Source organism: Fontibacillus phaseoli, assembly GCF_003337355.1.
GTDB lineage: Bacteria > Bacillota > Bacilli > Paenibacillales > Paenibacillaceae > Fontibacillus > Fontibacillus phaseoli.
Genome location: NZ_QPJW01000002.1, coordinates 61,931 through 76,699, shown reverse-complemented (window position 1 = coordinate 76,699; position 14,769 = coordinate 61,931). Strand labels below are relative to the sequence as shown.

Below are 14,769 nucleotides of genomic sequence, written 5' to 3'. Positions count from 1 at the left end.
TTACTTGACAAAGAGAGGTCAGGATCCATGGAGCATCAAGTTCTATCCGAGCAATCGGTCCAGTCGGACTCCCCGCAGGACCCGCCCAAGAAACAAAAAAGCGAGACACTTGAATGGCTAAAAGCCATCGTTATCGCTGTTGTATTGGTTCTCCTGATTCGCTGGCTTTTCTTCGCTCCGTTTATTGTGGACGGTCCTTCGATGCAGCCGAATTTTCATACCGGAGAAAGAATCATCGTAAACAAGATCATCTATGATATTCGCGGTCCAAAGCATGGGGAGGTCGTCGTATTCCATGTACCTTCCGAGGGGCGCGATTTTATTAAGCGTGTTATTGGTGTTCCTGGGGATACGGTTAAAGTTGAGGGCGATACGGTTACGGTGAACGGTCAAGGGATTGAAGAAAAATACATTCAAGACGTGTTGAATGAGAAGCACAATAATAATGAACTATATAATACGGAAGCAAATTTTCCGAATGAGCAAGTGACGGACGATACGGTCCCGGAAGGCTATGTATTCGTGCTCGGTGACAACCGCTCGAACAGTACGGACAGCCGCAGAATCGGCTATGTGCCTTACGGGGATATCATTGGCCGCGCCGATCTCGTATTTTGGCCGTTGAAAGATATCGAATTCATTAAACATTAAAAAGACATCCGGTTGGGATGCCTAATCGGGAGCTAGAGGGGATATAGTATGACAATTCAATGGTTTCCCGGACATATGACGAAGGCACGGCGCCAGATTCAGGAGAAACTGAAGCTGATTGACGTGGTAATCGAACTGGTGGATGCGCGTCTGCCTTTATCTAGCCGAAATCCGATGATCGATGAGATCCTGCAAGGAAAACCGCGTCTGATTGTTCTGAACAAATCGGATCTTGCCGATCCGGCGGTAACGCGGCAGTGGATTGATTTCTTTAAACAAGAAGGCCATCTGGCAATCCAAGTGGATGCGTACACCGGCCAGGGCATTAAGGAAATTCCTTTATTGGCCAAAGAGTTAATGAAAGAAAAGATCGAAAGACAGCTGGCAAAAGGGATTAATCCACGTGCTGTACGGGCGTTGATCGTGGGTATTCCAAACGTCGGCAAATCCACACTGATCAATCGCTTGGCGGGAAGAAATATCGCCGCAACCGGCGACCGTCCTGGTGTGACCAAAGCTCAGCAATGGATTAAGGTCGGCACGGAGATGGAATTGCTCGATACCCCAGGGATATTGTGGCCGAAGTTTGAAGACCAGAATGTCGGGTACCGTTTGGCATTGACGGGAGCGATCCGCGAGGAAATTTTGAACGTTGAAGATATCGCCTTTTTTGGCGTGAAATATTTGGTGAAGTATTATTGGGAGCCCTTTAGGGAGCGGTTTGATCTAAAAGATCAGCCCACGGATTTTGAAAATCCGGATGAGATTGTAGCCGTTATGGAAGCAATCGGCAGGAAGCGAGGGTGTATCGTCAGCGGAGGACGAGTCGATCTTGAAAAGGCTTCAGGGATTCTCCTTCGCGAGCTTCGCGCAGGAAAACTGGGCAGATACACTTTGGAGGCTCCTTATTGATTAAAAGCGGTGCTCAGAGAGCTCGACAAGCAGTCAAGCCAGGAAGATAAGGTTCTGGTTAACCAAAAGGGCAAGGAATCCTGACGGATTTCATGCTCTTTTTTGTTTTCGTGGGGCTTGCTATTTTTTATGGCGGCATACTTTCAAAACGGAGCCCAAATGCCGATAATAATAGTAGTTCGATGAACAGAATCCATGGTGTCCTTTCCATTCCAGGAATTATCGGCTGGATAATCCGGGTGTACTTGATAAAAACGACCAAGAAAAGTAAGCTTGTAAAGAAGGTAATGGTATTGAAGGAGGCATTATGAGTGATCTGTTAATGCATGAAAAAGAGTACTGGCAGACTTACCGAAATATCGCTGGAATCGATGAAGTGGGACGGGGATGTCTGTTTGGCGACGTGGTGGCGGCAGCTGTAATTTTGCCGCAAGGTTTGGTGCTGGAGGATGTAAATGACTCCAAAAAATTAAGTCCGAAGAAACGTGAAATGCTGTATGACATCATCCTGGAACAGGCTGTTGCAGTTGGCATCGGGTTTTCAGATGCGGCTACCATAGATCGAATTAACATTAAACAGGCAACTCGCCTGGCAATGAAGCAGGCTGTAGAGCAGCTTGCCGTTATACCGGAATTTTTGCTGATAGACGCAGAGAAGGTAGATATGAACATTCCCCAGCTTTCGGTGATCAAGGGAGACGCTACAAGCCAATCTATAGCAGCTGCCTCCATCGTAGCCAAAGTTACGCGGGACCGGCTTTGCCAGGGGGAATGGGATGCGCTTTATCCGGAGTATGGAATCGGGATACATAAAGGATATGCCACGAAGCTTCACCGCGAGCAGATTCTGGCGCTGGGGCCGACATCGATGCACCGGAAAAGTTTTATGCGCAACCTGTTTATAGAGGAACAGACGTTGTTTTAAAATAACCCGCCTGAAGAAGGCGGGTTTTCCATATCAATAGATGGGCGGAGGGGAGAGAATCATGAATATCGGACCATTACTTCGAAGTGTGGTGGGGGATGCCCGACCCGGGACGCCCCAAAAGCTCGAGTTAAAGGCGGGGCAGGTAGTCCGGGGCACGGTATTGAGCGTATCGGAAGACGGACAGGAGGCGGTAATTCAGGTTCAGGGCGTTAAGCTGCATGCGGCCCTGGAAACACCGCTTCAGGAAGGGCAAACGACTTTGCTCCAGGTGCAGCCGCAGAGTGAAGACGGCCTGATAAAGCTCAAGCCGGTTCAATCGCTTCCGTCAGGAAACTTATCGGCTGCCACTTTAGCAAATATGTTGGAAACATTAGGGCTGGATAATACGCCGGGAAACCGTGAAATGCTTCAATTGATGCAAACAAACGGCATACCGCTGACCAAAGAAAATGTGGCGCAGCTGCTGAACTTAAATGCACAGAAACCGTCGTCAGTACCGATGCCGGAGTGGATTCACGCGGTTAGCATTGCGATGAACCGGGGACTGCCTTTGACGGGTGAAACCGTAACAGGCTTGCATCAGGCGGTTTTTGGTCCTCCGCTGCACACGCTTTTGTCCTCATTAGAGGAACAGCTAGGTGCGTGGGTTCAGCGCGAAGGTGCGGCGGGAAGTCCCGCACCGGGTGGCAAGGAACAAGCCGGTACGGTCTCAGCAGGTTCAAATGGGACGGCGGCTTCCAGCGGTATGGCAGCCTCTTCAGGAGGTGCCGGGAACATGGGAGCTGCGGAGAAGGCGGCCGCGGAAGCTTCCGGAATGACTACGGCTGATAAAGCTGCCGGCGCAGCCGCTACAGGGGGAAATTCTTCGGCGGGAGCCGGACAGTCTGTTATGCAGTTATTGACCCAGTCCGGCAACAAAGTGAATGATCAGTTGTTAATTAAGCTGCAACAGGTGATCGCCGAACTGAAGGGGGCCGTGCTGCCGGAAGGCACGGCAACCGCCGAGTCGTCCCCGGCAGCAAGCGGGACGACGGGGACGCCAGCCGCCAGCGAGCAGGCGCTAGCGAAGGGAACCGCCGCCGGGGCTGCGGCTGAGCTGGCGGCGAAGACATTGCCGGGCGAAGGCTCCGCAGGGCCTTCGCCGCAGGTACGCCCCGTCCCCATGACGGAGTCGTGGGTGGGGCGTGTGCTGAAGCTGCTCGGTGCGGAGCACGAGCAGCAGGTGTTGCGCGCGGGCGGCTCCGGCGAGCCCGCGCCAACCGCGCCGCCCGCCGGAGGCGGCGGGGGCGCGCAGGCAGCGGCGCCTGCACTCACGCCAGCGCCGGTGCCCGGCGGCGGAGCATTGCCCGGCAGCGTGCTGGAGGCCGCCCTGCAGACACCGCCGCCTCGCGGCGACGCAGCGGGTGCAGCCGCGCCCGCTCAAGGCGGACCGGCGGGCCTAAGCACCGCCGATGCCGCCCACCAGGACAAGGCAGCGCCACAGGCGGCCTTGTCCGCAGCAGCGCTGGCGGAGAACGTCGCGCCAGAGACCGGCGTCGCGGCCGGGAATGCCGCCCGCGAAACGTTAAAAGGCCTGCTGCTACAAATCGCAGCGGCGGACGATCTGCCCGCCCCGCTTCAGGAGGCGGCTAGACAAATCATTCATCAACTGACCGGTCAACAGTTGCTTTTGACTACGGACCGGACCACGCCTTTTGCGCAGGTAACGATGTTTCTGCCCTTTATCGGTCCGGACGGCGAACAGACCGCTTCAGTCCATATCGAATCCCGACGCGGCCGGAAAGGCGAACTCGACGCAGCCAATTGTAGACTCTGGTTTGACTTGCAGATGAAAGCGCTGGGTCAGATCATGGTTGACGTACAGGTAGCAGATAAAAAAGTGCTGCTCAAAATATTCAGTGAGCAGGAAATTGCCGGGGCGTTTTTGGAATCCAGGCAGTCCGAAATTGAGCTTGCTTTAGAAACCGCGGGATACAGGCTACTGTCTTTGAAGGCGGAGCCGCTAATTACGGCCGGATCGGAAGAGACTGCAGGCCATGAGCTAGGGCAATCGCTATCCTATGCGCCAAGTCCATATAAAGGGGTGGATTACAGGGTATGAGCGAAAAAGAAAGTCAGAACCCCGTCCCATACAAAAAAGCAGTCGCTTTGAAGTATGATCCGAAGCAAAATGAGGCTCCGGTGGTGACCGCTAAAGGCAGCGGCCATCTCGCCGAGAGAATATTGGACCTGGCCCGTGAGCATGCCATTCCGGTTCAGGAAGACGCTGCACTGGTTGAAGTGTTATCAAAACTCGATCTGGACCGCCAGATCCCGACGGAATTGTATACCCTGGTAGCGGAAATTTTAAGCTTTATTTATCGTTCCGATAAACTGGCGGAAAGAGGGATGGAGCTTGACTGATCATGATTTGCGTAAATCCGCTGCTTCCGCTCGGTTTAACGAATCCGTCAAGGATCCCGCATGCGCCAACCCCCCTGCATCGTCCAACAAGCGTCCCAAGGACGGAAGGAAAGCCCGTGGACGGTGGGCGGAACAAGTCGCGGAGGATTATTTGAAGAGTCAGGGCTATAAAATTGTGGAGCGCAATTGGCGATGCCGTACCGGCGAACTGGATCTTATAGCCATGCAAGGCGATATTATAGTTATTGTGGAGGTGCGCAGCCGCAGCGCTCATAGTGCTGCATTCGGCACGCCAGCCGAATCGATCACTCCCCGCAAGATCAAACAAGTAAGGGATACGGCTGCAGTTTATTTGCACCTTACTTCCAAACTCGATGCCAAAATACGATTCGATATGATCGGGATCGTCATGCGATCTCATGGGGATTCCGAATTCTTTTCAGAGTCGCTTGAACATATAGTCGCTGCATTTTAAAAAACCGGCATGTTGCAGATTGTTTAAACCCGGAAGAACCGGAACCGTAAAATTTACGTAGTTACTTCATTACTGTGCGCTTCAGATAGACAAAATCCTTAAAATGTCCACCTAAAAGTGGACAAAGATGTGTAGATGGATAAATTGTTCATAAATCTATATATAGGTTTATGCAAGTGCGAATGCTCTGTATTTTGTGCTTGTTCATTTGGGAACATGTTATCTCTTTTTCAGAAAAGTGTCCACCTTTTAAAAGACAATTCGATGATTTATCCACGGTGGAAGGACATCGGACTCGGACTCCATCAATACATAAATAAACCCGCTGGGCAAGTAAGGCCTTCGCGGGTTTTCTATGTATTTTGGGCAGTTAGAGTGAAAAGCTATGCCCCCGCTTGTCGAGATGGCGGTATTGGATCGCTTCGGCGACATGGCCGGGGAGAATATCGGTGGATGCTTCCAGATCGGCGATGGTCCGCGACAGTTTTAAGATTCGATCATAAGCCCGCATGCTTAAGCCAAGGGTGTCGAAGGATGATTTTAACAATTTCCCGGCATCCGGATGAAGCTTGGCGAGTCGTCGCAACGTGCTGCCTGACAGCTCGCTGTTACGGGATATCCTTTGGCCGCGGAACCGGTAATGCTGGATTTGCTCAGCCTTTTCAACCTCGGCTCTCATCCGTTCTGAGGATAAGGGTTGAAGGTCGTTCATCCAGTTTTCCGGCCGCGGAACTTCCACATGCATGTCGATCCGGTCCAGCAGTGGACCGGAGATTTTTTCGCGATATTGAGCAATTCGAAAAGGGGTGCAGGTACAGGTTGGCTGAGGGGGTTCGGAACCCAGAAATCCGCAAGGACAAGGGTTTAGACTGCTTGCCAGCAAAAAATGGGCCGGAAAGGTGAAGGAAGCCCGCGAGCGGCTGATCGTTACGATCCGCTCTTCCAGCGGCTGACGCAGCATTTCAAGCACTTGGCGCGAAAATTCCGGCAGCTCGTCCAGAAACAGCACACCGCGATGAGCGAGGCTGACCTCGCCCGGTTTCGGAATGCTTCCCCCTCCGATCAGGCCGCCGCCTGAAATCGTATGATGCGGGGAACGAAAAGGGCGCTTCGTGATCAAGCCGCTTTCGAACTGCTTTAATTTACCTGCTGCGCTGTAGATATTGGTGACCTCCAAAGATTCGCTTGCGGTCAGGGGAGGAAGAATAGTCGGCAACCTGCGGATCAGCATCGTTTTTCCGGTTCCGGGAGGTCCGATCAGCATGATATTATGCATTCCTGCCGCTGCGATCGTAAGCGCCCGTTTAATATGGCGGTGTCCAAGTACATCGCTGTAGTTTTCCGGTGGAGCTATGGTATGACCGGGGGAGGCGAGGTCGCTGGCTGCAGTTTTTTTTCGCTGCAAATGGTTCAGAGCTTTTAGTACGACCGTTTCATTCTTGCCCGGTGCTGATTTCCGATCCGGAGATAGCTCGCTTAAATGGCTGAGTCCGTACACTCTAATTCCATCCAGCAGCAGAGCTTCAGGAACATTGTCTTCCGGTACGAGCACTGCATTGAATTCCTGACGACGGGCTAAATCTACCATAGGCAGCACACCCGGCACAGGTCGCAGGGCTCCTTCGAGTGACAATTCCCCGATGATTAGAATCTTTTCTTCTTCCGGCAGAACGACCTGGCCGCTGGAGGTTAATAGGCCTAATGCAATCGCTAAATCAAACGCTGTACCCTCTTTTCTAAGATCGGCCGGTGCGAGATTGATCGTGACCCGCTGAAGCGGAAAGGTATAGCCGCAATTTTTAAGCGCAGCTCTGACCCGGTCCACGGCCTCCCGAACCGCGGAATCCGGAAGACCGACCAAATGGGTTTGGGGAATGCCGCTAGATAAATCCACCTCTACCTCAATCAATACGCCATCAATCCCGTATAAACAAGCGCTGTACAATTTTCCGTACATAAGAAAACACCTCTCTTCCGATGGTTTCGGCGGGAAAATGTCCCAGCCGTTCAAGTGGAAAAAAGGTGCTTCCGAATTTTCCGTCATGCTCTTGGTCCGTATATTAGAAGGTTACCCAGGAAAAGTCAATAGTTTTGAGCGGAAACATATACATAATGCGAAATGCAAGCGTTTTGTTCACATTGATTTAAATGAAAGCACATGGTTAAGAGAGGATAGCGTTGCAGAAAATTATCGCAAATTGATATTATTTGTTGACTAGAGGGTCACCATGTGAATTACAGATAAAGACAAATTTTTTACTGTGTGACACGAAATTTCATGAACGAGTTGCTTAGGCAATATTAAGGGATCCGGTTTCAAAAATAGCTGAATCCATCTCGGATTGAGATGAAAACGATACAAAAAAGTTGTGTATAAATCATGAACTTTTTAAGGAAAGCGTTTTAAAAACATGATACAATTATTTAGGTTTAATCTAACTAGCACTACTTCTAATACCGCCTGTTGATAGGAGGATTCCAAGCATGAATATCCATGAATATCAAGGAAAAGAAGTTTTGAAGCAGTATGGTGTCTCTGTTCCCGCCGGAAAAGTGGCATTTACGGTTGACGAAGCCGTGGAAGCTGCGGTAGCGCTGGGCAGCCCGGTGGTGGTCGTAAAGGCGCAAATTCACGCGGGGGGCCGGGGCAAAGCCGGTGGCGTGAAAGTGGCTAAAAATTTGGACGAAGTACGGAGCTATGCTCAGGAGATCCTTGGTAAAGTATTGGTAACGCACCAGACGGGACCGGAGGGCAAAGAGGTAAAACGCCTGCTCATTGAGCAAGGCTGCGACATCAAGAAGGAATATTATGTCGGCGTTGTAGTAGACCGGGGCACGGGAAGCGTAGTTATGATGGCCTCGGAAGAAGGCGGAACGGAAATCGAGGAAGTAGCGGCGAATGCGCCTGAAAAAATATTCAAGGAAGTCATTGATCCGGCACTTGGACTACAGCCGTATCAGGCGCGCAGGTTGGCGTTTGCCATCCATATTCCGAAAGAGCTCGTGAACAAAGCGGCCGGGTTTATGTTGGCCCTGTATGCAGCGTTCGTAGATAAGGATTGTTCCATCGCGGAAATCAACCCGCTCGTTGTTACCGGAGACGGGGATGTGATGGCGCTGGATGCGAAACTGAATTTTGATTCCAACGCGCTGTTCCGCCACAAAGATATTTTAGCCCTCCGCGATTTGGAAGAGGAAGACGCCAAGGAAATTGAAGCTTCCAAGTTTGATCTAAGCTATATTGCCCTGGACGGCAACATCGGCTGTATGGTCAACGGGGCCGGGCTGGCTATGGCGACGATGGACATTATTAAATATTACGGCGGGGACCCGGCCAATTTCCTGGATGTGGGTGGCGGTGCGACGGCCGAGAAAGTTACGGAAGCGTTTAAGATCATTTTGTCCGATGCGAAGGTGAAGGGGATCTTCATCAATATCTTTGGGGGCATCATGAAATGCGATGTTATCGCCTCCGGTGTTGTAGAAGCGGCAAAGCAGGTCGGCTTGGACCGTCCGTTGGTCGTGCGCCTGGAAGGAACGAATGTAGAATTGGGCAAGCAGATTCTTGCCGAATCGGGACTGGCTATCGTATCAGCGGATTCCATGGCCGATGGCGCCCAGCAAATCGTTGCACTCGTATCGTAACTAAACATCTTATCCATGATGGGAGGCTCGAAGTATGAGTATTTTGGTAGATAAAAATACAAAAGTCATTACCCAGGGGATTACAGGGAAAACCGCCCTGTTCCATGCCAAAGGGGCGCTGGATTACGGAACTCAAATGGTCGGAGGTACTTCTCCCGGAAAAGGCGGGACCTCGGTCGAAATTGAGCTTGAGAATGGGGAGACCGTCAGCCTTCCGGTTTTTAATACGGTGAGAGAAGCAAAAGCGGCTACAGGAGCTACTGCCAGTGTCATTTATGTACCGCCTGCGTTTGCAGCCGATTCTATCCTTGAAGCGGTTGAAGCGGAAATGGAACTCGTTATTTGTATCACGGAAGGCATTCCGGTGCTGGATATGGTGAAGGTAAAGCGTTATATGGAGGGGAAAAAGACCGTCCTGATCGGTCCAAACTGTCCGGGTGTCATTACGCCGGGAGAGTGCAAGATCGGAATTATGCCGGGTTATATCCATCTGCCGGGCCATGTTGGCGTCGTTTCGCGGAGCGGAACGCTCACTTATGAAGCGGTTCATCAACTGACGACCCGCGGAATCGGTCAATCTTCCGCCATTGGCATTGGCGGCGACCCGGTAAAAGGGTCGGAATTTATCGATATTTTGGAGATGTTTAACGAAGACGACAACACGCAGGCGGTTATCATGATCGGAGAGATCGGTGGCACGGCGGAAGAGGAAGCGGCAGAATGGATCCGCGACCATATGAAGAAGCCGGTTGTAGGCTTTATAGGCGGCGTAACGGCGCCCCCGGGTAAACGGATGGGCCATGCGGGTGCGATTATTTCCGGCGGGAAAGGTACCGCCAAAGAGAAAATATCGAAACTGGAGGAATGCGGCATCCGGGTGGCGCCAACTCCTTCCGAAATGGGCTCCACACTCGTTAGTGTGCTGGAGGAACGCGGAATTTTAAACAGCTGCACGACACATTAAGCAATTTCTGATATACTTGGATAAAGGTAAGCAACCTTCTGGTCCCATGTGGGGAGAAGGTTGCTTTTTTTTATGGATTTTCCGGCTTGCGGGCCGAACAGGGAATGGGGGAAGACGATGGACAAACGTTGTATTCTAATCGGGCTTCAGGAGAGTCCGGGGCTGGGTTGGAAGAAAATATCGGATATTGTTTCCGCGAACAAGGAATGGGGGCATGCGCTGGAATTCTCTGCTATAGATTGGATGGAATGCGGACTGGAAGCGGAGCTGGCTTTGCGGATGTCCGAGCGCTTTACGTCAAGCTGGATTGAGGGACGGATGGACCTCATGCACCGGAAGGGAATTTTTCCCGTGACCTGTCTAGATGAATCGTATCCTATATTAATGAAGGAAACGGCAAAACCTCCCTGGGTATTGTACACTCTTGGCAACAGAAGTCTGCTTGTCGGTCTCTCGGTGGCGATGGTCGGAACTAGGGTGCCAACCGCCTACGGTCGCAAAATCGGAATATGGCTGACCGAAGCGCTATGCTCCCGCGGAATAACAATCGTTAGCGGGCTGGCGCGGGGCATAGACGGTATTTGTCACGAAGCGGCGTTAAATGCAGGCGGGTCCACAGTCGCGGTGCTGGGTACGGCCATTGATGAGGTTTACCCTCGAGAGCATGTTACCCTTTACCGGAAAATTGCAGAATCCGGGCTGATCGTATCCGAGTATCCGATAGGCACGAAAGGGCACCCGGGCATGTTCCCTCAACGGAATCGCATCATTGCCGGAATGACCCGGGGGACGGTAGTGGTGGAAGCGGATGTCCGCAGCGGCTCGCTGATTACGGCGGACCAGGCGTTGGAGGAAGGTCGGGATGTGTTCGCCGTTCCGGGTCCGATTACTTCGCCTAAGAGCCGGGGGACGCTGGGACTGCTTAAGCAAGGCGCAAAAATCGTAACGGAGCCGGGTGATATCTTGGAAGAATACGAGCACTTCCTTCCTAGTGTTTCACCTACATATGAACCGGAGCCATCCAGAATCGAGTTGACAATAGAGGAGCGGCGCATATACCATATGTTGGAGCAGGGGAACTCCACTTTTGAAGGGTTAATGAATGAGTCCGGATGGGATTTTGGACTTTTACATTCAGTTCTGTTATCTTTAATCATGAAAAAAGAGGTAGTTCAATTACCTGGTTCTGTTTATAAGATTATATAGTCCATTCCTAACCGAGAGTGGCATGAAACAAAGACTATATATTATTTACCCAGGGGAAGCCCTGATTTTAATGATGAATAATAAGTTCTGGATTGTTTGAGAGGAGGATGAACCTGTGGCGGATTCACTCGTCATCGTGGAGTCGCCTGCCAAGGCGAAAACGATTGGCAAATACCTAGGGAGCAAATACATCGTGAAGGCCTCAATGGGTCATGTTCGCGATTTGCCCAAGAGTCAAATTGGGGTTGAAGTAGAGAACGACTTCAGTCCGAAGTATATTACGATCCGTGGGAAAGGTTCAGTATTAAAAGAACTTAAAGATGCCAGTAAAAAGGTTAAAAAAATATATCTGGCGGCTGACCCCGATCGCGAAGGAGAAGCGATAGCTTGGCATTTGGCTCACGTCCTGGACGTGGACCAGACGGAAACATGCCGCGTGGTTTTTAATGAAATTACGAAGCAGGCTGTGAAAGACGCCTTTAAAACCCCACGCAAGATCAATATGGATCTGGTGAACGCCCAGCAGGCTAGACGAATTCTGGATCGTTTGGTAGGTTATAAAATCAGTCCGCTGCTGTGGAAAAAGGTAAAGAAGGGTTTATCCGCCGGCCGGGTTCAATCGGTCGCGGTGAAGATCATATTGGATCGGGAAAACGAGATTTCGGCGTTCGTTCCTGAGGAATACTGGAGCATTACGGCAAAACTATTGACCGGGGATAATCTTTTTGAGGCCAAGTTCCATAAGTTCAAAGGCGAGAAACTCGAGCTGGGCAATGAGACTCAGGTCAAAGAAATATTAAAGGCGATTGAGAACGCCGATTATAAAGTCGCCGACGTGAAAGAGAAGGAACGGCTTCGCCACCCCGCCGCTCCGTTTACGACAAGCTCTTTGCAGCAGGAAGCGGCACGTAAGCTGAATTTCCGTGCAGCCAAAACGATGTCTGTCGCCCAACAGCTTTATGAGGGCGTCGATCTTGGAAAAGAAGGCACGGTCGGATTAATCACTTATATGCGTACGGACTCCACCCGCATTGCTTCCTCGGCTCAGGATGAAGCCAAAGAGTATATCACCGAGAAGTTCGGTGAGGATTTTGTGCCTGAAGCACCGCGCCAATATTCGAAAAAAGCGGCGGGAGCCCAGGATGCGCACGAAGCGATTCGTCCTACCTCGGCTTTGCGTGATCCCGAATCGGTCAAGGCGTTCACGAGCCGGGATCAGTATCGCTTATACAAGCTGGTTTGGGAGCGTTTCATGGCCAGTCAGATGGCATCGGCAGTGTTGGACACGATGTCGGTTGATATTGCCGCGGGGGATGCTATTTTCCGTGCGGTTGGTTCTAAAATCCGGTTTCCCGGATTTATGAAGGTGTATGTAGAAGGCAATGACGACGGAACTACCGATGACAATAAATTTCTGCCTCCTCTGCATACGGGGGATCAGCTCAAAATGGAAGAAATCGAACCGAAGCAGCATTTTACCCAACCTCCGCCAAGGTATACCGAGGCCCGTCTGGTGAAGACGCTGGAGGAGCTTGGCATCGGACGCCCAAGCACCTATGCCCCGACTCTGGAAACGATCCAGAAGCGCGGTTATGTGGCGATCGAAGAGAAGAAATTCATGCCTACCGAGCTTGGGGAGCTGATCATTGAGCAAATGGAACAGTTTTTCCCGGAAATTCTCGATGTGGAGTTTACCGCTCATATGGAAGGTGACCTCGACCATGTGGAGGAAGGATCCGAGGATTGGGTTCGAGTATTGGGCGATTTCTATGAAACATTCGAAAAGCGGCTGGAAGTCGCTGAAGAAGAGATGAAGGAAATTGAAATCGCTGATGAGGTTTCCGATGAAATTTGCGAGAAGTGCGGCAAGCCGTTGGTGTATAAACTCGGTCGATTCGGAAAATTCTTGGCTTGTTCGGGATTTCCCGACTGTCGTAACACCAAGCCGATCATCAAGGATATCGGCGTTACATGCCCTAAATGCAAGGAAGGCCATGTGGTGGAACGCCGTAGCAAGAAGGGCAGAATATTTTACGGTTGCGACCGTTACCCGGATTGCGATTTCGTTTCCTGGGATAAGCCTTCGCCGAAACCGTGTCCGAAATGCGGATCGCTCGTCGTGGAGAAACGGAATAAGCAAGGCGGCAAACTGCAGTGTACTTCCTGCGATTTTGTAGAGCAGATCGAGGAACAGGATGACGATTCGGCAGTTGAATAGTGTATTAATGAACAGCACGATCTGGGGGGATTTAGCGTGACAGAGATGAACAGGGTAACCGTCATCGGCGCGGGGCTGGCCGGCAGTGAAGCTGCCTGGCAGCTCGCGAGCCGGGGGATTCCCGTGACTTTATACGAAATGCGCCCGGTGGTGAAGACACCGGCCCATCATACCGACAAATTCGCCGAACTCGTTTGCAGCAACTCGCTGCGGGCGAATGGCCTTACTAATGCGGTCGGGGTGCTCAAGGAAGAAATGCGGATGCTGAATTCGCTAATTCTTGGGGCAGCCGACCGTAACGCCGTGCCAGCCGGGGGAGCACTTGCCGTCGACAGGGACGGCTTTTCCGGCGAGATTACGAAGAGCCTACATGAACACCCGCTTGTAGAGGTAGTAAATGAAGAGATTACCGAAATTCCGCAGGAAGGTATCGTCATCATCGCTACCGGACCTTTGACTTCTCCGGCATTGTCGGAGCAAATTCGCAGTTTGACCGGAGAAGATTATTTTTATTTCTACGATGCGGCCGCTCCGATTGTGGAGAGGGATTCGATCGACATGGACAAGGTCTATCTGGCTTCTCGCTATGACAAGGGGGAAGCTGCTTATCTCAATTGTCCGATGACGGAGCAGGAATTCGACGCTTTCTACGAAGCGTTGATCACGGCCGAGGTTGCCCAACTGAAAGAGTTTGAAAAAGAAGTTTATTTCGAGGGCTGCATGCCGATCGAAATTATGATGCGCCGGGGCAAGCAAACGGCGCTATTCGGTCCGATGAAGCCTGTCGGTCTGGTCAATCCCCATACGGGTACGTTGCCGCATGCGGTTGTACAATTGCGCCAGGATAATGCAGCGGGAACGCTGTACAATCTGGTGGGTTTTCAGACCCATTTGAAGTGGGGCGAACAGAAACGGGTCTTCTCCATGATTCCCGGGCTTGAGCAAGCGGAATTTGTACGCTACGGCGTTATGCACCGCAATACTTTTATTAATTCACCGAAATTGATGCAGCCGACCTATCAATTGAAGAAGCGTCCTACGCTCTTTTTCGCCGGGCAGATGACGGGAGTGGAAGGCTATGTAGAATCGGCCGCCTCCGGATTGATCGCAGGCATCAACGCTTCCCTCACCTTTGCGGACCAAGAAGGTATCGTTTTCCCGGAAGACACGACGCTCGGCAGTATGGCGCGTTATATTACCACAGCAGATTTTGAGCATTTTCAGCCGATGAACGCCAACTTCGGATTGTTTCCTAAGCTGGATACGCGGTACCGTAAAAAAGCCGAGAAGAATGAAGCGCTTGCCCGTCGGGCGCTGGATAGTTTACGTTCTTTTATAGACAGCAAGGGGCTATAGTTCGGGGCGAA

At 51.5% G+C, this 14,769-nt stretch carries 12 protein-coding genes; 11 read left to right on the top strand and 1 reads right to left on the bottom strand.

Annotated elements, in window-relative coordinates:
- The first annotated feature begins 27 nt into the window (after nucleotides 1-27).
- From lepB to DFP94_RS07670, 6 genes are all read left to right on the top strand, one after another.
- Nucleotides 28-651, top strand: a complete 624-nt coding sequence (gene lepB / locus DFP94_RS07700; protein WP_114495902.1) for a signal peptidase I — start codon at nucleotides 28-30, stop codon at nucleotides 649-651.
- A gap of 48 nt (nucleotides 652-699) precedes the next feature.
- Nucleotides 700-1,563 carry a ribosome biogenesis GTPase YlqF gene (gene ylqF, locus DFP94_RS07695; protein WP_114495901.1) on the top strand — a complete coding sequence of 288 codons (864 nt, stop codon included), beginning with the start codon at nucleotides 700-702 and terminating at the stop codon, nucleotides 1,561-1,563.
- A 307-nt stretch (nucleotides 1,564-1,870) separates the two neighbouring features.
- Entirely contained in the window at nucleotides 1,871-2,488 is a 618-nt protein-coding gene (locus tag DFP94_RS07685) for a ribonuclease HII (RefSeq protein ID WP_114495899.1), read from the top strand.
- Nucleotides 2,489-2,549: 61 nt separating this feature from the next.
- Nucleotides 2,550-4,592 (top strand): flagellar hook-length control protein FliK, encoded by a 2,043-nt coding sequence (locus tag DFP94_RS07680; RefSeq protein ID WP_114495898.1) that lies wholly within the window; start codon nucleotides 2,550-2,552, stop codon nucleotides 4,590-4,592.
- On the top strand, nucleotides 4,589-4,894 hold the full coding sequence (locus DFP94_RS07675) for an EscU/YscU/HrcU family type III secretion system export apparatus switch protein (RefSeq protein WP_114495897.1): 306 nt from the start codon (nucleotides 4,589-4,591) through the stop codon (nucleotides 4,892-4,894). Before DFP94_RS07680 ends, DFP94_RS07675 begins: the two co-directional genes overlap by 4 nt.
- Complete coding sequence (locus tag DFP94_RS07670) at nucleotides 4,887-5,369, top strand: YraN family protein (protein WP_281269472.1); 483 nt, start codon at nucleotides 4,887-4,889, stop codon at nucleotides 5,367-5,369. The genes DFP94_RS07675 and DFP94_RS07670 overlap by 8 nt, the downstream gene beginning before the upstream one ends.
- Before the next feature lie 370 nt (nucleotides 5,370-5,739).
- Here DFP94_RS07670 and DFP94_RS07665 read toward each other — a convergent pair whose 3' ends face one another.
- Complete coding sequence (locus DFP94_RS07665; RefSeq protein ID WP_114495896.1) at nucleotides 5,740-7,326, bottom strand: YifB family Mg chelatase-like AAA ATPase; 1,587 nt, start codon at nucleotides 7,324-7,326, stop codon at nucleotides 5,740-5,742.
- A gap of 527 nt (nucleotides 7,327-7,853) precedes the next feature.
- Between DFP94_RS07665 and sucC the strand changes: the two genes are divergently transcribed.
- From sucC to trmFO, 5 genes are all read left to right on the top strand, one after another.
- Entirely contained in the window at nucleotides 7,854-9,014 is a 1,161-nt protein-coding gene (sucC, locus tag DFP94_RS07660; protein WP_114495895.1) for an ADP-forming succinate--CoA ligase subunit beta, read from the top strand.
- 34 nt (nucleotides 9,015-9,048) lie between these two features.
- Complete coding sequence (gene sucD, locus DFP94_RS07655; RefSeq protein WP_114495894.1) at nucleotides 9,049-9,978, top strand: succinate--CoA ligase subunit alpha; 930 nt, start codon at nucleotides 9,049-9,051, stop codon at nucleotides 9,976-9,978.
- Between the two features lie 117 nt (nucleotides 9,979-10,095).
- Nucleotides 10,096-11,184 (top strand): DNA-processing protein DprA, encoded by a 1,089-nt coding sequence (dprA, locus tag DFP94_RS07650; RefSeq protein ID WP_114496351.1) that lies wholly within the window; start codon nucleotides 10,096-10,098, stop codon nucleotides 11,182-11,184.
- A gap of 115 nt (nucleotides 11,185-11,299) precedes the next feature.
- Nucleotides 11,300-13,402: a type I DNA topoisomerase gene (topA, locus tag DFP94_RS07645; protein ID WP_114495893.1), complete on the top strand. Its 2,103-nt coding sequence runs from the start codon at nucleotides 11,300-11,302 to the stop codon at nucleotides 13,400-13,402.
- 45 nt (nucleotides 13,403-13,447) lie between these two features.
- Nucleotides 13,448-14,758 (top strand): methylenetetrahydrofolate--tRNA-(uracil(54)-C(5))-methyltransferase (FADH(2)-oxidizing) TrmFO, encoded by a 1,311-nt coding sequence (gene trmFO, locus DFP94_RS07640; RefSeq protein WP_425459247.1) that lies wholly within the window; start codon nucleotides 13,448-13,450, stop codon nucleotides 14,756-14,758.
- Nucleotides 14,759-14,769 lie beyond the last annotated feature (11 nt).

Bases quoted from the DNA above. Each gene is read 5' to 3' on its own strand.
- lepB (WP_114495902.1), top strand. From the start codon at position 28: ATGGAGCATCAAGTTCTATCCGAGCAATCGGTCCAGTCGGACTCCCCG.
- ylqF (WP_114495901.1), top strand. From the start codon at position 700: ATGACAATTCAATGGTTTCCCGGACATATGACGAAGGCACGGCGCCAG.
- DFP94_RS07685 (WP_114495899.1), top strand. From the start codon at position 1,871: ATGAGTGATCTGTTAATGCATGAAAAAGAGTACTGGCAGACTTACCGA.
- DFP94_RS07680 (WP_114495898.1), top strand. From the start codon at position 2,550: ATGAATATCGGACCATTACTTCGAAGTGTGGTGGGGGATGCCCGACCC.
- DFP94_RS07675 (WP_114495897.1), top strand. From the start codon at position 4,589: ATGAGCGAAAAAGAAAGTCAGAACCCCGTCCCATACAAAAAAGCAGTC.
- DFP94_RS07665 (WP_114495896.1), bottom strand. From the start codon at position 7,326: ATGTACGGAAAATTGTACAGCGCTTGTTTATACGGGATTGATGGCGTA.
- sucC (WP_114495895.1), top strand. From the start codon at position 7,854: ATGAATATCCATGAATATCAAGGAAAAGAAGTTTTGAAGCAGTATGGT.
- sucD (WP_114495894.1), top strand. From the start codon at position 9,049: ATGAGTATTTTGGTAGATAAAAATACAAAAGTCATTACCCAGGGGATT.
- dprA (WP_114496351.1), top strand. From the start codon at position 10,096: ATGGACAAACGTTGTATTCTAATCGGGCTTCAGGAGAGTCCGGGGCTG.
- trmFO (WP_425459247.1), top strand. From the start codon at position 13,448: ATGAACAGGGTAACCGTCATCGGCGCGGGGCTGGCCGGCAGTGAAGCT.